This window comes from Bacillus cereus group sp. BfR-BA-01347, from assembly GCF_022663835.1.
In the GTDB taxonomy this organism is placed as follows: Bacteria; Bacillota; Bacilli; order Bacillales; family Bacillaceae_G; genus Bacillus_A; species Bacillus_A thuringiensis_K.
On record NZ_JAKUGG010000001.1, the window covers coordinates 262,107 to 284,756 of the forward strand.

A 22,650-nucleotide genomic window follows, 5' to 3' on the forward strand; every position below is an offset into this window, starting at 1 on the left:
GGGGACGCGCATGGCAAAGGATAATAAAACAGAAAAGGCCACCCCGCAGAAGCGTAAAAAATCGCGTGAAGAAGGGAATATTGCCCGGAGTAAAGATTTAAATAATTTATTTTCCATTCTCGTATTAGCAGTTGTCGTTTATTTCTTCGGAGATTGGCTAGGGTATGAGATTGCGAATTCCGTAGCGGTGCTGTTTGATCAAATTGGAAAAAATACAGATTCAACCGAGTATTTTTATTTAATGGGGATTTTATTACTGAAAGTATCGGCTCCGATATTAATACTCGTATACGCTTTTCATTTATTCAATTATATGATTCAAGTCGGGTTCCTATTTTCTTCTAAAGTCATTAAACCGAAAGCATCACGTATTAATCCGAAAAACTATTTCACGAGACTGTTTAGTCGTAAAAGTTTAGTAGATATTTTGAAATCACTGTTTTATATGGGATTAATCGGTTACGTCGCTTACGTTCTTTTTAAAAAGAATTTAGAGAAAATCGTGAGCATGATTGGATTTAACTGGACTGCGTCACTTACTGAAATTATTAGGCAAATTAAATTTATTTTCTTAGCAATTTTAATTATTTTAATCGTTCTTTCTATTATTGATTTCATTTATCAAAAATGGGAGTACGAGCAAGATATTAAGATGAAAAAAGAAGAAGTGAAACAAGAGCATAAAGATAATGAAGGGGACCCGCAAGTAAAAGGAAAACGAAAAAACTTTATGCATGCAATCTTGCAAGGAACAATTGCGAAGAAGATGGATGGCGCGACATTTATTGTAAACAACCCGACTCATATTTCGGTCGTACTTCGTTACAATAAACACGTTGATGCAGCACCAATTGTCGTTGCAAAAGGGGAAGATGAGCTCGCATTATATATACGAACGCTTGCCCGTGAACAAGAAATACCAATGGTGGAAAACCGTCCGCTTGCTCGTTCTTTATATTATCAAGTCGAGGAAGATATGGCGATTCCAGAAGATTTATACGTAGCTGTAATTGAAGTTATGCGCTATTTAATTCAGACGAACGAACTTGAAGTATAATAGCGCGTTTGGAGGAGATCTCTTTGTTTAAGATAGAGTCTGCAAGAACCTATTTTTCTATCTTTTTAGCAGCGTCATTCGTAGTGGCGCTCTTAATTCCACTTCCACCATTTATACTTGATATCATTATCGTTTTTCTACTAAGTATGTCAGTGCTTATTTATATGCGAGCGACAAGTATTAACGAGTGGGATGAATTAAAGTCATTTCCAACGATGTTGTTATTAATCGGGATTTTCCGCGTATCGATTAACGTTTCGACGACGCGAGCGATTTTGACAGATGGAAATGCAGGTCATGTTATTGAAGAGTTCGGCCAGTTCGTAATTGGCGGAAACTTATTAATTGGTATCGTTATTTTTACAGTATTAATCATATTCCAGTTTATTGTTGCAAACGGTGCGTCTCGTACAGCTGAAGTAGCAGCTCGTTTTACACTTGATTCTTTACCAGGGAAACAAATGTCTATCGATGCTGATTTAAACCAGCGTATTATTTCAGAAAAAGATGCACAAGCAAAACGAAAAAAATTAAATATGGAAACAGAGTTTTATGGGGCGATGGATGGTGCCGGAAAGTTCATTAAAGGGGACGTTATTTTCGGGATTGTCATTTTATTCGTAAACATTATTTTCGGTTTAATTGTCGGAATGATGCAGCAAGGGATGAGCTTTGCAGATGCGGCTCTTCATTATACACAGTTAACTGTCGGTGACGGAATCGTAAACCAAATTGGATCGCTAATGCTTGCAATTTCAACAGGTATTATCGTAACTCGTGTATTTGACGGCTCACCAGATACAGTAACAGAAGGTATCTTTAAAGAGTTATTAGCGCATGAAGTTGTTGTATATGCGCTCGGTGGTTTATTTATCGCAATGGGTATTTTTACTCCGCTACCGTTTCTACCATTCGCACTCGTTGGCGGAACAATTATCTTCTTAGGCATTCGTAATAAAAATCGAATAAAGAAAGAAAAAGAAGACGAGCTTCAAAAAGAAATAGAAATGATCCAAGGCGAAGATGAGCAACTGCAACAAGTAGAAGATTCATTTGGAGTATTTACGGATAAATATCCAATTATAGTAGAACTCGGTTTAGATTTAGCAGCACTTGTAAAGCAAAAAATTAACGGGGAAACAGCTCGTGATAAAGTTGTTCTTATGAGGAAGTCAATTATTACTGACCTTGGTATTAATGTTCCTGGAATTAACTTTAAAGATAATACGAGCTTTAGGCCACGCGGACGTTACATTATTCGAATTAAAGGTGCAAAGGCGGCTGAAGGTGTTTTAAAATCAGGTTATTTATTAGCACTGAAAACACCAAACGTAATGGCTGATTTAGATGCAGAGCCAGCGAAAGATCCAATTTTCGGTGAAGATGGATATTGGATTTTAGAGCATATGGTGCAAGATGCACAAATGAAAGGCTATCAAGTGTTAGAGCCACTTAGCATATTAATTACACATTTAGATGTTGTCGTTAGACGTAATCTTCACGAATTAATTCAGCGCCAACATGTAAAAGACTTAATTAACTCGCTTGAAAATGATAATGGCGTTCTATTAGAAGAGATTAAGAAGAAAGAAATTGATTTATCACTCGTTCAAAATGTTATTAAACAACTTCTAAAAGAAGGTATTTCTATTCGTGATTTACCAACAATTATTGAAGGTATTATTGACGGCAAAGAAATTTATCAAAACCACGTTGATGGTGTGACATCATTTGTTCGTGAATGTATTTCAAAAGTTATTTGTGAAAATGCGAAAAATCCAGACGGAAAAATATATGCAGCGCTCTTCTCTGATTCAATTGAGTTAGATGCGGATGTTGTGAATAATTCATATCAAGGTTACTTATTAAACTGGGATTTAGATTTAGAAACACGTGTCGTTGAGCAAGTGCAGCGCGTCTTTAAGCAAGCACGTTTAATGGGAAGAGAACCAGTGCTATTAACACGTAGAAAAGATTTTAGATTTGCGATTGTAAGACTGCTAGAACGTTATCAAGTGGAAGCACAAGTACTTTGTATTAGTGAATTAGCACCAGAAATTGTTGTGGATCAAATTGCCTATATTGAATAGTAGGGGGTGAAGTAATGGAAAGTACAGAAAAGAAAGAAGCGTTAATGCGAATAAAAGCAGCTTCGAAAAATGAATTGTATCGAAAGTTATTTGACCAATATGGTACAGATTATTATTACGTTGTCGATGAAAGTGTAAAACGAAATATACCGTTTTTTTGGAAAAAGGATTATGAAATGTTAGTTGCATTTCCAGAAGAAAAACAGGAAGAAGTGAATGAAGGTACAGCTCAATTTCATGAACAATTAATGGATGTTGTGAATGATCCTTCAGAACAAATTGTGAAGGCGAATGGAATTCAATCAGTACTGCACAATTTAGAAAACGTAACGACTTCTATGTCATACGCGGCGATGCAAACAGGAAATAGTGAAGAATGGGCAAGAAAAAAAGAGAAACTATTAAAGCTGTTTGAAAAAAGAATCGTCGTTGTGAAACCGATGAAAGAAACGGAAGTAACGAAAGTAACGAAAAAGAAAAAAGTTGTGAAACAAGTCGTTCCAGTAAAGAAAGAAGAAGTAGCTCCAAAGAAAGAAAATCAAGAATCTGTACCGTTTATTATTCAAAAAGTAATTCGGATGCTAGAACAAAACGATGTGGAACAATATTTCATTCATGCATATGCTGAAAAGTTAAAAATAAAGTTTGAAAATGCAACGATGATTACGGAAGAAGAAGTTATCAGGTACATATTGGAAGATATGAAATCTCATTTTAATACGGAAAACGTCTTTGAAAAAGAAGTACAAACAATTGCATTAATAGGTCCAACTGGTGTTGGTAAAACGACGACGCTTGCGAAAATGGCATGGCAATTTCACGGTAAGAAAAAAACAGTTGGTTTTATAACGACAGATCATTCGCGCATAGGGACTGTGCAGCAATTGCAAGATAACGTAAAGACAATTGGATCTGAAGTAATTGCTGTGCGTGATGAAGCTGCAATGACAAGAGCGCTTACGTATTTTAAAGAAGAAGCACGCGTCGATTATATTTTAATTGATACAGCCGGAAAAAATTACCGTACGTCAGAAACAGTGGAAGAAATGATTGAAACGATGGGACAAGTAGAACCAGATTATATTTGTTTAACGTTATCAGCTTCTATGAAAAGTAAAGATATGATTGAAATCATTACAAACTTTAAAGATATTCATATAGATGGTATTGTGTTTACGAAATTTGATGAAACAGCAAGTAGTGGCGAATTGTTGAAAATTCCAGCAGTATCATCAGCTCCTATTGTATTAATGACAGATGGCCAAGACATAAAGAAAAATATACATATCGCTACAGCTGAACATTTAGCAAAACAAATGTTACAAACATCGTAGAAAAGAGGTGAAGAATAAGGCGCTTGCCTTATTCAAACGAATATGAACGGTCTTTATATAGGTTCTATGGGCATGATGAATTACATGCAGCGCATTAATGTTCATTCGAATAACGTTGCAAATGCTCAAACGACAGGATTTAAAGCAGAAAATATGACGTCTAAAGTATTTGATGTACAAGACACATATCGCCGCGGAGATGGGGCAGTAACAAATATCGGTTCGGTCGATTACGCTGTAGTACCAGCTGCAACGCATGTGAATTTAGTACAAGGAAATATACAAATGACAAATAGCGCTACAGATTTCTTTTTAGATGACGGCGCGGCCGGCACAACATCATTTTTCGTTACTTCTAAAAATGATGAAACGTTTTTAACGAGAGATGGTAGTTTCACATTAAATAGTGATCGTTATTTACAAACATCTTCAGGTGCTTATGTGATGGATGTTAATAATGAGCGTATTCGTATTCCAGAAAATGTTGAATTCTTCGTATCTAATAATGGAGAAATTTATAGAGAAGTTAACGATGGAACTTTGCAAAAACCAGATATTAAGAGAATAGTAATTGCACAGTTACAAACAAAAACAGTAGATGCAGAAACGAATGCACGTCTCGTGCAACGTGAAAACAAAAGCTTTACACTAGCAGAAGGAAACATTGCTAATTTACCGAACGGAACAGGAATAGTCAAAAATCATATGCTAGAAAATTCAAATGTAGATATGACGAAAGAGATGGCAGATCTTATGACAGATCAAAAGATGATTCAAGCATCACAGCGTGTTATGACGTCATTTGATAAAATTTATGAAAAAGAAGCGAATGAAATATTGAGATAGTGGACTCCTAATAAAGGAGTCTTTTATTAATTTCAAATTTCAGAATTATCAATTGACTTTATGGAGCTTCTTTTTTATATTAGTAGGTATAACTATAACTACTAAAGAGGTGAGAGTATGACAACGGCATTATATTTAGAAGATGCATACAAAACGAGTTGCGAAACAGAAGTGATAAGAGTAGAAGGGAATAAAGTATTTGTAAAAGAAACAGTTTTTTATCCAACTGGTGGAGGACAGGAATGTGATACGGGTGTCATTGTACAAGATGGGTCTGTATTTGAAGTTGAAAAAGTAAAGAAGGAGCAAGGAGAAATAGTTCACTATATAAAAGATGAAGCTCAAGTAAAGTTAGGTCCAGTTAAATTAGAGATAAATTGGGAAAGACGTCATAATTTAATGCGTCATCACTCTTTACTGCATCTTATCGGAGCTGTTGTTTATGAAAAGTATGGAGCTCTATGCACTGGAAATCAAATTTATCCTGATAAAGCACGTATCGATTTTAATGAGTTACAAGAGTTATCGAGCGTGGAAGTAGAAGAAATTGTTGAGGAAGTGAATAAACTTATTAAGCAAAATAAAGAAATTTCCACTCGTTATATGAGCCGCGAAGAAGCAGAAAATGCTGTAGGAATGATTAAAACAGCAATAAATCTCCTGCCAACTACCATCCAAGAAATCCGCATTGTTACAATTGAAAATTTAGACGAACAAGCTTGTGGAGGCACACATGTGAAAAATACGAATGAAATAGGAACACTTGTTATTGATAAAGTAAAAAGTAAAGGGAAGCAAAATCGTCGTTTTGAAGTAAGAGCGATTTAGATTGTGAGGGGTTACCGATGGATGAAATTATAAAGGAATTACAAAAGTTAGGATTTTCCCAATATGAATGTAAAGCGTATATTGGATTGTTAAAACATTCTCCAGTAACAGGCTATGAAGTGAGTAAACAAACAGGAGTACCTCGTTCTATGATTTACGAGGTACTCGGTAAGTTAATGGATAAAGGAGCGGTGCATATTGTACCTTCTGAACCAGTTAAATATGTACCAGTACCAGCTACCGAATTAATGAATCGAATGCGAAAAGACTTTGAAAAGTCCTTTGAATTTTTAGATGAGAAATTAAATTGTTTAGAACAAGAAAGACAAATAGATGTAATTTCGCATATTCGCTCAAATGATCGTGTTTTAAAAGAAATATGCAATATAATTAATAGGGCAAAGGAAGAATTATGGATTTCTGTATGGGAAGAACAAGTGCATGAAATTGAGCCATACATTCGTCAAAAGGAAGAGGAAGGCGTACATATATTTTCAATCTTATTTGGAGCTCCAGAAACAAAAATAGGAGCGACATTTCACCATAATTATATGACGCCCCACGTTGTTGAAAAGAGAATGGGTGGTCATTTAACTGTTATTGCTCGTGATGGAGAGGAAGTATTAATTGCGAACTTCTCAAATGATAGCACTTCATGGGCCGTTACAACGTATGACCCAGCGCTAGTTCTCGTTGCTACAGAGTATGTGCGGCACGATATTATGGTTGAAGAAATTACGAAGGAATTTGGAGCTGATAAGTTAGATACGTTATGGCGTGAAAATATAGATTTAGTTCATGTCGTAACAGGAAAACGAACTTTAGAAGGAATGGAGGATGATAAGGATGAGTAAAGCTCAGGCACATGTAGCTTTGCAGAGCGATGATACATTTCAGCAAGGAGTAAAAGATTGTTTACCAACTGTATTTGGTTACTTGAGCATCGGTATAGCAGCTGGTGTAATTGCAAAAACAGCAGGTTTTTCTATCATTGAAATTGCATTTATGTCCACTTTAATTTATGCAGGTTCTGCCCAATTTATATTAGCTGGTATGTATGCAGCCGGTGCTCCTGCTTCCGCAATTATTTTTACTGTATTTTTTGTTAACTTGCGCCACCTTCTTATGAGTGCTGCACTTGCACCGTACTTTACGAAAATTCCTCTATTTAAAAACTTAATCATCGGTTCGCAAATTACAGATGAAACTTTCGGCGTTGCAGTGCAGCATGCAGCGCAAAAAGGATATTTAGGTGAAAGATGGATGATTGGGCTTAACGTAACAGCGTATTTAAATTGGATACTTGCTACCATTATTGGTGGGCTATTTGGTGAGTGGATACCAGATCCACATACATACGGGATGGATTATGCATTACCAGCGATGTTTATCGGATTATTTGTACTTCAGCTCATAAGTAGTAAACCAAAGCTAGCAATTCATTTAAGTGTTGCAATTGTAGCGATTATTATCGCATACGTTGCACACCTATTTATGCCAGATAGTATAGCGGTTATTATCGCAACCTTACTAGCTGCGACGATTGGAGTGGTGATTGAAAAATGGAAATGAGATTAGATGTATTATTACTTTTACTAGCAGCAGGAGCTGTTACACTCGTGCCACGTATTTTACCTCTACTCGTATTTAGTAAACTACAAATTCCAGACTGGGGTTTAAAATGGTTAAATTACATACCAATTGCGATATTAGCAGCACTTTTAGCACAAGTTTTATTTATGCATGAGACGATGCAGTGGGATTATCTTATTGCAGCAATTCCAACATTTCTTGTAGCGATATATACTCGTAGTTTATTAGGTACAGTATTAACGGGAGTGGTTGTGATTATTTTGTTACGTTTCTTTTTCTAAAAAGGATTACGCTCATATAATAGCGAAAAGTGTAATAACATGAAAAATATAGGGGTGGTGTTATGATACTTTTAACGATAGGAGCAATTTTGTTAGCGTTGTTTATTTTCTTTATTATCGGTTTCGTTACGTTTATGATGTTTGTTGATAAGGCGACACCTCAAATATATTATACACCTTGTGAATCAGTGACAGTGAAAACTAAAGGTAAACAGAGAAGGAAGAAAAGTTGAAAGTTGGCTTTTCTTCCTTCTTCTATTACATCCCCGAAAGAACTAACAACAATAACCCAAATAAAAAACTAATAAAGGAAAGAAGAACGATACATATGGAAAATACACGATTATTTCTCCATTCGCGCCAGAAAGTGATAAAACCTAAAATACAAAGGAAAAACCAAATGGGTAGGAATAGGAACTCACTAATTTTCTCGGGAAGTAACGCATAAAAAGTTGATAAATATAAAATCCAATTTGTAAAAAATAAAATGCAAACGATAATAGATTGTAAGTAGGGCTGTTTGGAAAACTCCCCCTTTTTTACGGTTACGAAAATAATAGTTAGCACTGAGAAAAAGGCAATGAATATGAAAATAAGTAAGAGTAATGTAAGTATCATTTACATCTCCTTTATAAGAGTGTTTTTTACAAGAAATGAATCTATTACATTATATGCTTGTTTTGTAGAGTGTCCGTTATATTTTTTAGTATACGGATTTAGAAATCCATGTTCACCGTGTAGTTGTTTTATTTCTAATAAAGGATTATTTTGTTGCTGCAATGTGTGAATTAAAGAGGATACTGAAAAACTAGCTTCTTTTTCAGGGAATATAAGTAGTGTAGCGCATGTAGGCTTTATGTGAACATAGTCGCGTATACGAGAACCGTAACATCCGATAATAAAATTTATTTTCGGATTGTTACTACATAGCCATGAGATGGTAGCTCCAACACTAAAGCCGATAAGTCCAATATGTGTATAACTACTAGAAAGATGAGAAATGAATTCTTCAATTTGCTTTTTTCCATAATCAAATCCAATATGATTTACAAAATGTTCATATGCCTTTTCTTCATCACGATAATGAAATTCATGTTGTAAGTGTAGAAGATTAGGACAGAATACGTCTATATGAGATGAAGTAAAGTGCTGGGCAACGTGATGCATATGGTCGTTCACACCATATATTTCATGAACAATAACGAGAGCTAATTTTTCCTTCATAGTTATATTGTGCCTCTTTGAGACTTAAATTCTTTCTCAACAAGGCAAATACGCAGGTGGAAGTTTTCATACCATTGCTCACGACCTCTTTTTTTCGCTTCTTTATGTAAGGCGTTCTTTTTCCAATTTTCAATTGCATCAAGTGATTCCCAATAAGAAATTGTTATTCCGAGCCCAGAATTACCTCGTGCACTTTCTACACCTAAAAATCCAGGTTGTTGCTTTGCGAGTTCCTCCATTTCTTCGGCAACGGTATTATAGTCAGTTGTATCATTTGATAAATTAGAAGTGAATATCACCGCATAATAATGACTCGCCTTTTGTGAAGCATTTTCCATATAAATTTCCCCCTTTTAATAAGTATTTTAGCATGTAAAAAAAAGAAAAGAAGCACTACGCTTCTTTTCTTTTTTTACGCTGTGAATTTTAATCCAGCATATATTTTACGACCTTTTTTTTGAATCCAACACACTTGTGCATTTCTCTTTTGAATATTACGTTCCTCCATTGTTACTTGTATAATTTGGTCAATAACAAGTGGGATGTTCGTTTGTACTTGGCATCCACCTGTACTATAGTCGATAATAGTCGCTTCAATCGGCATCCCATTCATATGCAATGTTCCAGGAGACATCAGTTGCTCACGTATATGTTGTCTGCGAAATTGTCTTGGTGCTTTTTTTGTGTTTTTTATGAAAGATGCAATTGCTAGTGTAAGAAATGCTTTATCGTACACCTTTTCCACCCGGTCATTAACCGGTTTACTAAATAAATGAAGAATGAGTTTACAATATTGCTCATGGGATACATCATCAAATGATACACCAACTTGTACAGAATTTTCTTGTCTTTGAATCCATTTTTTTGTACTATGAATCTTTTTTACCTCGCCAAAAGATAACGTATAGGAAGATAGACTTGATAAAGTTTCAAATGGAATGGAGGAATCTAATTCAAAACGTGCCCCCGTTTCACTAATATCAAGGACATTGCAAGAAATGATCATATCTTCGGCATATAAAGTACCTGGTAAATTTACTACGAAACGTTCTGAATTTCGAAAACGCGGTCTTTCAAATGCTACAAATAGTGAAGTGACAATAGCTATCCCGTTGTATAGTACCCAGAAAATATTAATATATAAACTTTCTCTTTCAATATGATATTGCTCAGGATATAAGAACATAAGTGTTGCACGAATCAGTGCAATAATTGTTAAAATGAGTAATATGAGATGAGGGACGCTTGCAATCCATAAAAAATGCCTTGTATTATTTTGAACTCCTTTTCTTGTCACATGAAATTGAAATTTTTTACGTAAGAAAGTTTCTGATAAAATAGCAAATCCCATATAAGGAGCCATAGCAACTTCGTACACATGACTCCACGTAGTTGTTCGTTTTTTATTAGAAACAGCTTTGAAAATAAGCTGTGATGTTAAAAAAGCAGGTGCCCAGAACATGAATAAGTGCATGAAATTAATTTCTAAACTATAAATATCAAATATTAAAAATAATAGCGGTGCTAGTAAAAATATCATTTTATAAACACCGAAAAACCAATAATGGATTCCATCTGCATATAAAAGACGCTGCATAAAAGATAATCCTTTTATAGTGAAAGGATTCCATTTTTTTACGACTTGAATATTCCCTCTACACCAGCGGTCACGCTGTTTTAATAAATCACTAAATGTTTCTGGGGATAATCCAACAGCAAGTGTTTCATTGACAAATATAGTTTCCCATTTGTTAGCTTGTAGTAGCATACCAGTTGCCATATCTTCAGTAATAACTCCAGTCGCAAATCCTCCAATTTCTTCAAGAGCGGTGCGGCGAAATAGGGCGTTACTACCAACATACATCGTAGCATTAAAGCGATCTTTTCCTTCTTCTAACTGGCGCATAAAGAAATCTTGTTCATTGGCGATGTTATCTTCAAAAAACAAATTATATTGGAAAGGATCAGCATTATAAAAAACTTGTGGTGCTTGTACGAATACAACATTATTTTTAGAAAAATAACCAATCGTTCGCTCTAAAAAGTTAGCTCGTGGTATCATATCAGCATCCATTGTTACGATAATATCACCTTTTGAATGAAGCATCGCATGATTTAAATTTCCAGCTTTTGCATGCTTATTTTCTGTGCGAGTTATGTGCTGAACAGAAAACTCTGCCGCAAGTTGCTTTACACTTTCACGGCGCCCATCGTCACAAATATAAATGTTTAGTAACTCTTTCGGATAAGTAATCAACGTACAAGCAGCTACAGTACGTTTTAACAAATCGATCGGTTCATTGTAAGTTGCAATAAATATGTCGACAGTAGGCAGTTTTTCGAAAGTGGATAATGGTACTTCTTTCCGTTTATATGGCTTCCATGAAACAATGCTGAAAACGATAGATTGTAAGTAACCAGCCCATTCTGTAATTAACAATATAATACCAGCGATAATACTTATGAGATTAATAGTTGGTAACGAATAAAAAGTTCGCCAAATAAGATAAATAGCATTACAAATGAGAAATAGAATAATAAGTAATTTTTTTGAGCATAAATATTTGTGTGCAAGGGCGTAAGTCATAATGATTACGAAAAAAATAATGCCTAAACCTTCGTATATAGAAAGGCTCATACAATTCCTCCTTTATGTATAGAGTAGGAAATGAAAAAACTTTATATTATTCATCTATAAAGATTTATTTATTTCCAAATCATACATTATAACAAAATATAGGTTTATAGTATAAATTTTACATTTTCTTATTATAATCTTAAAAAATTAGAAGAAATAATAGTTGTATTTTTGATTCATAAGAAAAATGCCACTTCAAAAGAGAAGTGGCATTTCTTATATTTCCTCTAAGCTATTAACTGGAACAGTTAATTCGCGTCCTGGGTTTTTTACTTCATATATGCGGGCGGTTTCATTGCTTTCATCGACGTGTTGAATCATAACAGGCATGCCTTGAAAATTGACATTGGCTTGTTCTGCTGACATAGAAAGCTCTATTGCACGTTGTATATTCATTTATATTCCTCCCATCATTATTATCTTTGCTAAAAAAGAGGAATAATATACCATTTAGAGACATTCTTAAAGTTTTTGTATTATTTGTAATGTTTCTTTAATAAATGAAGTGAAGATGGAATCAGGATAACCATCTATCGTTTGAACTGCTTCTTTTGCTTCTTTCAGAGCAGCTGGTTTATCTTGAAGTTCTATATGACACAGGGCACGATATGATCCAGCTGTTAATAACCATGACTGATCAAGTGGATGACTCATATAATCTGGAATATTAGCACGTTTTAATGTTTCCAAAGCTTCCTCGTAACGTTTTAAACCATACAGAGATTTTCCTTTTTCAAGATAATACAATCCATCGTCTTGAAAAATCGGTACATCTTTTAGTTTTTCTCGGAATTGTTCTAAATGTTCTAATGCAATTGTATATTCATTTGTAACGGTATTGTAGTAATAAGCTTTTAATATATCTATATTTGCAGCGGATAAAGTATCTTCTGTAAAAATGGCAAATTGCTCCGATTTTTTTATGTAATATAAATATCGTTCTTTATCGGTTGTAATGATTTTTTGATAAGATAAAATACGGTAAAATTCATCTGTTTTATAATACACTTGATGTTTTTTTGAAAATGCAAGTGCATCTAAAATGATTTTTTCACATTTTTCATAATTACCATATGCGAGTAAAATAATTGCTTCTTTTAAATATAATTGTATATGTGTAATAAGATCCATTTCTAAATTCTTCGTTTTATATTCATCGCGAATTTTGGTAATCAACTGTAAACATTCTTTATATTTTTTCCGTTTGTAGAGCATATAGTAAAACAGTAATTTCGTTTCAGTACTTTCGCGATACAAAGTATATTTTTCAAATATAGAAACAGCTGTTTCAACGTAATATTCAATATTGTAATCGTTCATAATAGCCGCTCCAGTTAAGAACTGTTTATATAAACGTGCTGTATTTAAAGTAAGGGGTAGTTCTTTTTGAACGATAGGTAGTAAAGTCTTGTAAACTTCATCGCATTTATTTGATTTTATTAATGGCTCCATTTTTTGAATGAGTTCCACAATTTCTTCTTCATCTTCTTCTAATAAAAAGCTCGTTTCACATTCAAGTTTTTCCGCAATATATTGTAATGTTTTCATAGAAGGTGTAGCTTTTCCATTTTCAATTTGACTAAGCATACTTTTTGTCAGTTCCGAACCTGCCAGTGCTGTTTGCGTAAGCTTTTTTTCTTTTCGTAATGCTTTAATTTTTTCACCGAGAGTTGCCATATTATTGCTCCTTTATATTTAAGAAGTTTAATTGTATTTAACTTTTTGTTGTGAAAATTGGAAAGTTGATTATATAATAAGTTTAACACAATTTAACTTTTAAGGGGAGAGAGTCAAAAATGGGAGATATAAGTATAGGACAACATGATTCAAGAATGAAGATTGCAACTAGAAATATCATTTTAATGATGATTGGAAAAATGACGTCTTTATTAGGCTCAGGTATTTATACGTTCGCAATGGGGTTATATGTATTAAAGACTACTGGTTCAGGGATGGGGTTTGCAATTACGCTCGTTTGCGGATCAATTCCAAGGATGATCTGTGGCCCAATTGCTGGTGCTGTAGCAGACCGTGTGAATCGAAAATGGCTTGTCATTGGTACTGATTTATTAAGTAGTTTAACGATGCTTAGTATGTTTATTCTTGCTACTATATTTGGACCATCACTTCTTTTTATTTATATTTCAGCAGCATTATTATCAATTTGTGCAAGTTTTTATTCCGTTGCATTAACTTCGTCTATTCCGAGTTTAGTAGATGAAGGACGTATTCAAAAAGCGAGTGCTTTAAATCAAACGGCGGCTTCTTTATCAAATATTTTAGGGCCGATTATTGGCGGAGTTGTATATGGTTTCTTTTCAATTCAGTCGTTCTTTTTGTTAAATAGTATTACGTTCTTTTTAGCGGTTATTTTGCAATTGTTTATTGTATTTGATCTATATAAAAAAGAAATGGCTGAAAGCAAAGAGCATTTCTTGACGAGTATAAAAGAAGGGTTTTTATATGTAAAAAGACAACATGAAATATATGGTTTAATGAAAATTGCAGTAGGAGTAAACTTTTTTGCGAGTGCACTTTTCGTTTCACTTCCATATATTATTGTTCAAAATTTGCATCTATCCTCGAAGCAACTTGGTGTTGTAGAGGGAATGTTAGCAGTTGGGATGTTAATTGGTGCAATTGCGTTATCAGTACGTAAAGAAGTGAATAATCCGTTTCGCTCTGTTTATATTGGGTTGTTTTTATTTGCGAGCTTGAGTTTATGTACAGTGTTTCCATTAGCAGTCACCATTCCGAAAGTAGCAAGTTTTATTTACTATATCGCTTTTATGATGTTAACTGGTATATCAATGATGGTTGTCAATATCCCGATGCAAGTACATTTGCAAAAGACAACAAATCCAAATTATTTAGGACGCGTTTTCGGCTTACTTGAAACAATTTCTACTGCAATCGCACCGCTCGGTATGATTGTGTATGGCTTATTATTAGATATGTTGCCAACTAGCATTGTTATGATGACAATAGGCGGAGGTTTATTGTTAGTTGTGTTAGTAGGAATGAGGCAACATATGGCGAAAAAACAAGTAGATGTGTCGCCTTAACAATAAATAAAAATTTTGAAGGTAAAGCGTTATTTTATTTTGAGTATAAATAAAATAACGCTTCTTTATGTAATGATTTTCCAAAAGTGAGTGGTAGAATAAAAAAGGAGAGGAGTGGATGTTAATGAAAAAATTAGTGATGATTATATGTTTGATACTGTTAACTGTGGGATGTAGTTCGAAAGAGTATGACCAACAGATGGGGTTGGGGAAGAAAGCTATGGAAAATGGTCAGTATAAAGAGGGCATTCGTTATTTTGAAAACGCCGCGAAGGAAAAGTCTACAGATGAAATACAGCAGTACATACGGTTAGCTAATCAAATGCAAGACAGTGAGGAAGCATTAAAAGATGGAAAATACGAAGTTGCCATTGTAAGTGCAGAAAAGGTAATGCAAATAAAAGAGGAAAAAGTTATAAAGGGGAAGGCGGAACAGCTAATAAAAGAAGCAAAAGATTTACAAGAAAAAACAAAATCAACAGAGAAACAAATACAGGTAGGAAAAGAATTGTTACATGAGAAAAAGTACGAAGAAGCATATCAAACTTTTAAAGAAATAGCTGATAAGAAGGTCTCACAGCAATTCGTAAAGGACGCAACAACTTTAATGAATGAAGCTGTGACCGCAAAAAAAATATATGAAGATGAACAAGAACAGATAAGAAAAGAACAGACTGAATTAGAGAAAAAGAAACAAGAACAGCAAAAAATAAAAGAGGAAGAAAAGAGAAAGCAAGAGCAACTAAAGGAAAAAGAAGAGGAAAAGAAAAAAGCGGAGACAAGTGCAAGTAATATTTCAACCGCTGAAGCAGAAAAATTAGTGAGAAAACAGTATAATGTGCCAGCGAACACTATAGTGGAATATGATCATGATAACGAAAAAGGTGATTATGTCATTCACGTATATAATGTTATTGTAAATGGAGATGAAGGGCATACTGCTACTGTTGGATGGTTCGATGTAAATCCAAAAACGAAGAGAATAGGCAAATCCTTTTAGAGAAATAGCTTAATTATAAAATTTGTAACCTTACTATCCAATTATAAATGACTAAATTAGTATTTTAGTTTTTGAAACTCTTTTTCATGTATGTTAAAGTAAAGTGAGCTTGCAAAGAAAAGGAGACAACAGCATGAAAAAATTAAGTTTTGTTATGCTTTTTCTGTTAGTCGTGATGGCTGGATGTAGCAATTATGACACATATATTGAAACAGGTATGCAATCATTGAAAGATGAAAAATATAGTGATGCAGCAATGTGGTTTGAAAAAGCAGAAAAAGAGAAGTCCGGGAATGAAGCGAAATCATATAAAGAAATGGCCGAGAAAATGGATCACGGAGCAACAGCATTAAAAGACGGTAAGTATTTAGAAGCGAAAGACATTGCAAATGAAGTGTTACAAATGAAAAAAGACGATGCACTTGAAAAAGCTGTAACATCAAATGCAGAGAATATGCTTCAAAAAGCAAAAGATGTGGAAGAGAAAGTAAATGAAAGAGTGGCAAAGCGTAGAAAGGTAGAAGAAGAAGGAATCGATAAAATTATTAAAGCTGTCGATAGTATAGATGAAGTGAAAGAAAAAGAGAAGAAAGTATCAGAAGCATTAGATAAGGCTGAAGAGGCGCAAGCAAAAATTGAGGCAAAGAAAAATAAATAGATTTATAGTTTAAAAGGCTGTCGTGCATAACGACAGCCTTTTAATTTTTTGTTGCAAATGAAGTGATGCTCTGTAGTAAAAAAGAAATGATTTTAGAATTCCATCTGTCCTCATGATGAATCGTATAAATATTACGCTGAAATTCAAATTCAGGGATTGGTATATAGCATAGCTCATTTCGTTGTATTTCTTGTTCGATAGCCAGTTTAGAAATCAAGGCAATTCCATTACCATATTTTAAAATTTGTTTCATCGTTTCTAATGAGTCTAATTCAATTTCTGATTGGAATGTAATGTTGTGCGCTAACGTCCATTGTGTAAGTAAGTCTCTCGTTGTAGATGGATTACGATGCAATAGTATGCGTTCCTTTTTGATATTTTGTAACGATACATTGTCTTTCTTTGAAAAATGATGTTCTTTGGAAAAAGCAAGAACAAGTGTATCGGGCATTATATTCGTTTGTTTTAAAAGTGGTTCATCAAATGGAGCAGCGGAAATTATCCCAAGATCGATTTCGTGATTTTGTAGCATCATTCGAATTTCAGGGGCTGTTTTAACTAGTAGTGTTATTTTTATATTGGGAAATTCACATTGAAATTGATGAACGACTTCTGGCAAAAGATAAGTCGCTGGTACATAACTAGCGCCGATTGTTATAGCACCTTTATGAAAATCTTTAAACTCTTGCGTGACACGTCTAGCTTCTTTCATAAGTGCATCTATTTTACAAGCATAATGGTGCAAAGCCTCACCAGCCTCTGTTAAGAAATACCTTCCAGAACGTAATTCGAATAAAGACACACCGAGTTCTTCTTCTAAGCTTTTTATATGAAATGTAATAGTTGGTTGTTTAACGCCAAGTTTTTCTGCAACGATTGTAAGCTTTTTGTATTTCTTAATAAGTACTACAATTTCTAATTTTAAGAGATTCATTATGAATTGCCGCCTTTTTATTTTAACTATAGAAAAAATCTATAGAAATAAATAGTTTATTAGAAGTTTTTTAATTTAATCTTTACAGTACATTAACATTCAGTATAAATCTTCCATATAGAATGAAAGCAGGTTAAGAATGAGGGGAGAGAGGTGAAACGATGGATATTATAATTAGTGGATTAGAAAAAACATTTGGAAAAACACAAGCGTTAAAGCCATTGCAGATTGTAATGAAACAAGGGGAATTCACTACACTTTTAGGACCTTCAGGATGTGGGAAAACGACTTTACTTAGAATGATAGCAGGACTTGAAGACCCAGATAAGGGAGAAATATATTTTGGAGAGCAGTGCATGTATTCTGCTACAAAAAAGATAAAGACATCTCCTCATGAACGGAATATCGGTATGGTATTTCAAGATTTTGCTTTATGGCCGCACATGACTGTTTTTGAAAATGTTGCATTTGGTTTAAGGGCTACAAAACAAACGAATCATTTACGAGAAAAAGTAGAGGATGCGATAAAGCGAGTTCGCCTGCAAGGTATGGAGAAAAGGTATCCACATGAACTTTCTGGTGGACAGCAACAACGTGTCGCATTCGCTAGAGCAATTGTAACAAAACCTCATTTTATTTTGTTTGATGAACCGCTAAGTGCACTCGATGCAATTTTGCGAGAAGAAATGAGAATAGAGCTTATGGATATCGTTCATTCCATTGGTTTAACTGCACTGTATGTCACTCACGATCAAACAGAAGCAATGTCAATGTCAGACCAAATTATTGTCATGAAACAAGGAGAAGTATTACAAAAAGGAACACCGGAAGATATTTATGTGAAACCGTCTCATGAATTTGTTGCCAAATTTGTTGGTAAGGCGAATTGGCTTGTAGAGGGTGAAAAAATGATTCGTCCAGAGCATGTGAGTTGGACAAAAAATGATGTGTGCGAAATGTATACAGGTGAAATTCAGCACGTTATATATGTAGGAGAACGTTATGAAGTGAAAGTAAATATGGGGACTTTAGGCATCTGGACAGCCTATCACAATAGTAAGCTAAGCATCGGGAAACCAGTATCTTTATATGTGCCAAAAAAATGTATTCATCATATAGGGGGAGAATCGTATGAAGAAATTCAGTTCGCTTAAGTCTTTATTTGTATGTACTTTACTATTTTCTACTGTAGTAACAGGTTGTAGTTCAAAGACAGGTAATGCAGATGCAAAAAGTGAAAATACGAATGAAAAGAAAATTGTTGTATATAGTGCAGGGCCAAAAGGATTAGCAGAAAAAATTCAAAAAGACTTTGAAAAGAAAACTGGTATAAAGGTGGAAATGTTTCAAGGGACAACTGGTAAAATTTTAGCGAGAATGGAAGCTGAAAAGAAAAATCCAGTCGTTGACGTTGTCGTACTCGCTTCCTTACCAGCGATGGAAGGATTAAAGAAAGAAGGTCAAACGTTAGCTTATAAAGAGGCGAAACAAGCTGATAAGCTGCGTTCTGAATGGTCAGATGATAAAGGACATTATTTCGGGTATAGTGCTTCAGCATTAGGGATTGTGTACAATACAAAAAATGTGAAGACAGCGCCTGAAGATTGGAGCGATATAACGAAAGGAGAATGGAAAGGGAAAGTGAATCTTCCAGATCCAGCACTTTCAGGTTCAGCTTTAGACTTTGTAACAGGATACGTGAAAAAGAATGGACAAGATGGATGGAATTTATTTGAGCAGCTTAAGAAAAATGAAGTTACAGTAGCAGGAGCAAACCAGGAAGCGTTAGACCCAGTTGTAACAGGTGCGAAAGATATGGTCATTGCGGGTGTTGATTATATGACGTATAGCGCAAAAGCAAAGGGTGAACCTGTTGATATCGTATATCCAAAAAGCGGAACAGTTATTAGCCCACGTGCAGCGGGGATTATGAAGGATAGTAAAAATGTTGAAGGTGCAAAAGAGTTTATTGATTATTTGTTATCCGATGATGTACAAAAACAAGTTTCTAAAGCGTATTTATTGCCGGGTAGAACAGATATAAAAGCTGAAAATAGACCAAATGTAGAAGAGATTCCAGTATTAAATATTGATTGGAAAACAGTTGAGAAAGAGCAAGATGAAATAGGAAAACAATTTAAGAAAGTATTTCAATAAGATGGTGATTCCATGGTAAATCGATTCGTATCAGTAAGACAATTTGGAATGACGGTAGCGTTATTACTTGTGGCGATGTTAATCGTCATTCCACTTTTTCTTATTTTATTTTCTAGTGTATATGAAAATAGCAGTTGGAATTTTTTAAAGCCTTTTGAAGTGATGCAGAGTGGTGGATTAGCTGGAATTTTTCTAAATTCGATGCTTCTAGGTGTACTCGTTGTAATAGGAGCTACAATATTTGCATTTCCATTGGCATTTATTATGAGCAAAACAGATGTAGGAAAGTATAGTAAGTTAGATATTGTTTTTATGATTCCATTTATGACACCGCCGTATATTGGATCGATGGGCTGGATTTTGTTCATGCAACCTAACGGCTATTTTGAACAATTTTTCCCGATGCTAAAGACAGTTTCATCATCGTTTTTTAGTTTAGGAGGTATGGTATTAATTATGAGTCTGCATTTATTCCCATTCCTTTATTTCATGCTGAAAAACACGTTACTTCAGATTGGGAGTAGTAAAGAAGATGCTGCAGCAGTTCATGGCGGAAGTTTTTTCTATCGCTTAAGAAAAATAATATTGCCGTTATTAGTATCAAGTTATGTAATGGGTGCTTTACTCATTTTCGTAAAGACGATTGCTGAATTTGGAACACCGGCTACATTCGGACGTAGAATAGGATTCCACGTGTTAACATCAGAAATCCATAAATTTATTTCGAGTTGGCCTATTGATTTTAGTAGTGCAACAGCATTATCTTCTTTATTACTTAGTGCTTGTATGCTCATTTGGTATATGCAAAATGTATTGAATCGAAAGTATTCATATGCAATGGTTAGTGGAAAAGGTGTGAAATCTAAAAGATATACTTTGTCTATATTTACACGTGTTGTAGCATGGATGTATGTAATTGGCTTATTAATCGTATCAATTGGAATTCCATACTTTTCTATACTTATTGCATCTTTGTCAAAATTAAGAGGCGACGGTTTACATGTAAATAACTTTACAACAAGCCATTATGAGGCATTGTTTACAATGGGATCTCCGGGATTAGAGGCTTTATGGAATAGTTTTCTTTTTTCACTCGTAACAGCGATTATTGCGGTAATGATTGGAGTCTTTTTGGCACTTATGATTCGAAAGGGGAAAAAAAACTCTGAAAAATGGCTTGATATGTGCGGTATGTTACCGAATATGGTACCAGGAATCGTTATGGTTGTAGGTCTTATTCTATTTTGGAATTCACCATATATGCCTATGTCAATTTACAATACACCAATCATGGTTATCGTAACGTATGTTGTTCTGTTTTTACCTTACACGGTGCAATATGTAAAATCATCACTCGGACAAATTGATGATTCTCTCATGCAGGCAGGAAGTGTTTTTTCTGGAAATTATATTTATATTTTTAGAAAAATAATATTGCCTCTTATTATCCCAGGCATTCTTGCTGGATGGGCGATGACATTTACAATTTCGATAAGAGAGTTAGTAGCATCGCTTCTCGTATTACCTCCATCAGTAGAAACGTCAGCAACGTTTATTTTTGCTCAATTTGAACAGGGTGAAGTATCTATAGGCATGGCGATGGCCGTTGTTTCTGTTGGACTTACAACAATGTGCTTATTACTGCTGCAACATATGGAGCAAAAGCGAAAAGGGGTAGCATGATGAGGGTAGAAGTATGGGGAGGAGCAGGAGAGTACGGTCGCTCCTGCTATTTTGTAAAAAATAAAGAGACGAAAATAGTATTTGATTGTGGTATTAATCGATCTTATGAGGATAGTTATCCAAAAATAGAGAGAGAAGCTGTTCCATTTTTAGATGCGGTATTTTTATCACATATTCATGAAGATCATACGATGGGTGTACCTTTATTAGCGAAGTATGGTTATAAGAAAAAAATTTGGACGACTCGTTATACGAAGGAGCAACTGCCGTTATATTATGAAAAATGGAGAAACTATAATGTGATGCAAGGGTGGAATTTACCTTATAGCGACCAAAATATAAAAGATTTAAATTATGTATGTATTGATGAGATTAGCAATCCAAATGAATGGGTACAAATTACTCCTACATTGCGGTTTCAATGGGGATATAGTGGGCATGTATTGGGAGCTGTTTGGTTTTTAGTTGATATGTGTAATACATACGTGTTTTATTCAGGCGACTATTCAGCAGAGTCTAATATACTACGAGCTAATTTACCTGAGAGATTGGGCCACAATATAAAAGTTGCAATTGTAGATGCCGCTTATCACACAGAGGATGTTTCGCAAAATGAAAGATTAGACGATCTATGTGCAGAAATTGAACGAGTTATGCAAAATAAAGGAATAGCATTATTACCGCTGCCACAACTTGGTAGGGCGCAAGATATAGTATTGTATTTATATGAACGATATAAAGAATTTCCGCTTATAGTAGATAAAGAAATTTTGGCTGGATTTGAAGAGATGTTCGTATATAAAGATTGGATAAAAAATAATGAAGAACTTAAATGGATTATGGAGAGTTTAAAAAGAAACATAATAGTGATGGATAATGACATTAGTATGCAAAATAGTTACGGAATAGTTGTAATGAGTGATGCGAATATGCAAACGAAACGAGCACAGTTATACTATGAACAGCTTCGGAATGAAAAGCGGAATGCCGTTATTTTTACTGGGCATATTGCGAAAGGGAGTTTTGCAGAAAAAGTTATGAAAGAGCATGTAAGGAATACATGTAGGGTGAATCGAGTTTCGTATAAAGTTCACCAAAGTATAAGAGACGTTAAAAAGATGTTAAATACATTATTACCAGAACATACGGTGCTAGTGCACGCTTTGAAAGAGGATACGGATCGATTACAACAGAAGCTAAGTACAGCAGGATATGAAAATGTATATTCACTTGCAATGGAACGTATAGAAGTCATTTAAAAT

Annotated in this window: 23 protein-coding genes; 16 read left to right on the plus strand and 7 right to left on the minus strand. The window is 34.4% G+C overall.

From position 1 onward, the window contains the following. Positions 1–10: 10 nt before the first annotated feature. From flhB to MR143_RS01425, 9 genes are all read left to right on the plus strand, one after another. Positions 11–1,057, plus strand: coding sequence for a flagellar type III secretion system protein FlhB (flhB, locus tag MR143_RS01385; protein ID WP_001040115.1), 1,047 nt, complete (start codon positions 11–13; stop codon positions 1,055–1,057). A gap of 23 nt (positions 1,058–1,080) precedes the next feature. Then, on the plus strand, positions 1,081–3,147 hold the full coding sequence (gene flhA / locus MR143_RS01390; RefSeq protein ID WP_000472585.1) for a flagellar biosynthesis protein FlhA: 2,067 nt from the start codon (positions 1,081–1,083) through the stop codon (positions 3,145–3,147). Between the two features lie 14 nt (positions 3,148–3,161). Beyond that, positions 3,162–4,481, plus strand: coding sequence for a flagellar biosynthesis GTPase FlhF (gene flhF / locus MR143_RS01395; RefSeq protein WP_000446185.1), 1,320 nt, complete (start codon positions 3,162–3,164; stop codon positions 4,479–4,481). 42 nt (positions 4,482–4,523) lie between these two features. After that, a complete protein-coding gene (locus MR143_RS01400; protein WP_001013939.1) occupies positions 4,524–5,327 on the plus strand; it encodes a flagellar basal-body rod protein FlgG in 804 nt (267 codons plus the stop codon). Between the two features lie 117 nt (positions 5,328–5,444). Then, positions 5,445–6,155 carry an alanyl-tRNA editing protein gene (locus MR143_RS01405; protein ID WP_000205397.1) on the plus strand — a complete coding sequence of 237 codons (711 nt, stop codon included), beginning with the start codon at positions 5,445–5,447 and terminating at the stop codon, positions 6,153–6,155. A gap of 17 nt (positions 6,156–6,172) precedes the next feature. Next, on the plus strand, positions 6,173–7,009 hold the full coding sequence (locus MR143_RS01410; protein WP_000343358.1) for a TrmB family transcriptional regulator: 837 nt from the start codon (positions 6,173–6,175) through the stop codon (positions 7,007–7,009). Next, positions 7,002–7,727, plus strand: a complete 726-nt coding sequence (locus tag MR143_RS01415; RefSeq protein WP_000030477.1) for an AzlC family ABC transporter permease — start codon at positions 7,002–7,004, stop codon at positions 7,725–7,727. Before MR143_RS01410 ends, MR143_RS01415 begins: the two co-directional genes overlap by 8 nt. Then, complete coding sequence (locus tag MR143_RS01420; protein ID WP_000425944.1) at positions 7,718–8,029, plus strand: AzlD domain-containing protein; 312 nt, start codon at positions 7,718–7,720, stop codon at positions 8,027–8,029. The genes MR143_RS01415 and MR143_RS01420 overlap by 10 nt, the downstream gene beginning before the upstream one ends. A 62-nt stretch (positions 8,030–8,091) precedes the next feature. Then, a complete protein-coding gene (locus tag MR143_RS01425) occupies positions 8,092–8,262 on the plus strand; it encodes a DUF3951 domain-containing protein (RefSeq protein ID WP_000602225.1) in 171 nt (56 codons plus the stop codon). A gap of 25 nt (positions 8,263–8,287) precedes the next feature. Here MR143_RS01425 and MR143_RS01430 read toward each other — a convergent pair whose 3' ends face one another. The 6 genes from MR143_RS01430 to MR143_RS01455 all read right to left on the minus strand — a co-directional run bounded on the left by MR143_RS01430 (position 8,288) and on the right by MR143_RS01455 (position 13,568). Then, the gene (locus MR143_RS01430; RefSeq protein ID WP_000604098.1) at positions 8,288–8,647 is read right to left on the minus strand and encodes a hypothetical protein; all 360 of its coding nucleotides are present in this window, start codon (positions 8,645–8,647) and stop codon (positions 8,288–8,290) included. Further along, on the minus strand, positions 8,648–9,253 hold the full coding sequence (locus tag MR143_RS01435) for a dienelactone hydrolase family protein (RefSeq protein WP_242280593.1): 606 nt from the start codon (positions 9,251–9,253) through the stop codon (positions 8,648–8,650). A 2-nt stretch (positions 9,254–9,255) separates the two neighbouring features. After that, positions 9,256–9,591: an antibiotic biosynthesis monooxygenase family protein gene (locus MR143_RS01440; protein WP_000426498.1), complete on the minus strand. Its 336-nt coding sequence runs from the start codon at positions 9,589–9,591 to the stop codon at positions 9,256–9,258. Between the two features lie 74 nt (positions 9,592–9,665). Beyond that, on the minus strand, positions 9,666–11,891 hold the full coding sequence (locus tag MR143_RS01445; protein WP_242280594.1) for a glycosyltransferase: 2,226 nt from the start codon (positions 11,889–11,891) through the stop codon (positions 9,666–9,668). A gap of 216 nt (positions 11,892–12,107) precedes the next feature. Continuing rightward, entirely contained in the window at positions 12,108–12,287 is a 180-nt protein-coding gene (locus MR143_RS01450; protein ID WP_001025731.1) for an H-type small acid-soluble spore protein, read from the minus strand. A 66-nt stretch (positions 12,288–12,353) separates the two neighbouring features. Beyond that, entirely contained in the window at positions 12,354–13,568 is a 1,215-nt protein-coding gene (locus MR143_RS01455; RefSeq protein WP_000212349.1) for a helix-turn-helix domain-containing protein, read from the minus strand. A 119-nt stretch (positions 13,569–13,687) separates the two neighbouring features. On the opposite strand from MR143_RS01455, the gene MR143_RS01460 reads away from it, so the two are divergent. The 3 genes from MR143_RS01460 (at position 13,688) to MR143_RS01470 (ending at position 16,614) form a co-directional block, all read left to right on the plus strand. Then, a complete protein-coding gene (locus MR143_RS01460; protein ID WP_199717554.1) occupies positions 13,688–14,956 on the plus strand; it encodes an MFS transporter in 1,269 nt (422 codons plus the stop codon). A gap of 118 nt (positions 14,957–15,074) precedes the next feature. Further along, positions 15,075–15,956 carry an outer membrane protein assembly factor BamD gene (locus tag MR143_RS01465; RefSeq protein WP_000928769.1) on the plus strand — a complete coding sequence of 294 codons (882 nt, stop codon included), beginning with the start codon at positions 15,075–15,077 and terminating at the stop codon, positions 15,954–15,956. A 133-nt stretch (positions 15,957–16,089) separates the two neighbouring features. Continuing rightward, positions 16,090–16,614, plus strand: a complete 525-nt coding sequence (locus MR143_RS01470; protein WP_000736424.1) for a COG3014 family protein — start codon at positions 16,090–16,092, stop codon at positions 16,612–16,614. Positions 16,615–16,654: 40 nt separating this feature from the next. On the opposite strand, the gene MR143_RS01475 is transcribed toward MR143_RS01470, so the two are convergent. Further along, positions 16,655–17,548: a LysR family transcriptional regulator gene (locus MR143_RS01475; protein WP_001050614.1), complete on the minus strand. Its 894-nt coding sequence runs from the start codon at positions 17,546–17,548 to the stop codon at positions 16,655–16,657. Between the two features lie 161 nt (positions 17,549–17,709). Here MR143_RS01475 and MR143_RS01480 point away from each other — a divergent pair, with 161 nt between their 5' ends. The 4 genes from MR143_RS01480 to MR143_RS01495 are packed head-to-tail and all read left to right on the plus strand — an operon-like array spanning position 17,710 to position 22,647. After that, positions 17,710–18,702 carry an ABC transporter ATP-binding protein gene (locus MR143_RS01480; RefSeq protein ID WP_000351365.1) on the plus strand — a complete coding sequence of 331 codons (993 nt, stop codon included), beginning with the start codon at positions 17,710–17,712 and terminating at the stop codon, positions 18,700–18,702. Then, the gene (locus MR143_RS01485) at positions 18,680–19,705 is read left to right on the plus strand and encodes an ABC transporter substrate-binding protein (RefSeq protein ID WP_000714713.1); all 1,026 of its coding nucleotides are present in this window, start codon (positions 18,680–18,682) and stop codon (positions 19,703–19,705) included. Before MR143_RS01480 ends, MR143_RS01485 begins: the two co-directional genes overlap by 23 nt. 12 nt (positions 19,706–19,717) lie before the next feature. After that, positions 19,718–21,388 carry an ABC transporter permease gene (locus tag MR143_RS01490; protein WP_000248139.1) on the plus strand — a complete coding sequence of 557 codons (1,671 nt, stop codon included), beginning with the start codon at positions 19,718–19,720 and terminating at the stop codon, positions 21,386–21,388. Continuing rightward, positions 21,385–22,647 carry an MBL fold metallo-hydrolase gene (locus MR143_RS01495; protein WP_002181700.1) on the plus strand — a complete coding sequence of 421 codons (1,263 nt, stop codon included), beginning with the start codon at positions 21,385–21,387 and terminating at the stop codon, positions 22,645–22,647. Before MR143_RS01490 ends, MR143_RS01495 begins: the two co-directional genes overlap by 4 nt. Positions 22,648–22,650 lie beyond the last annotated feature (3 nt).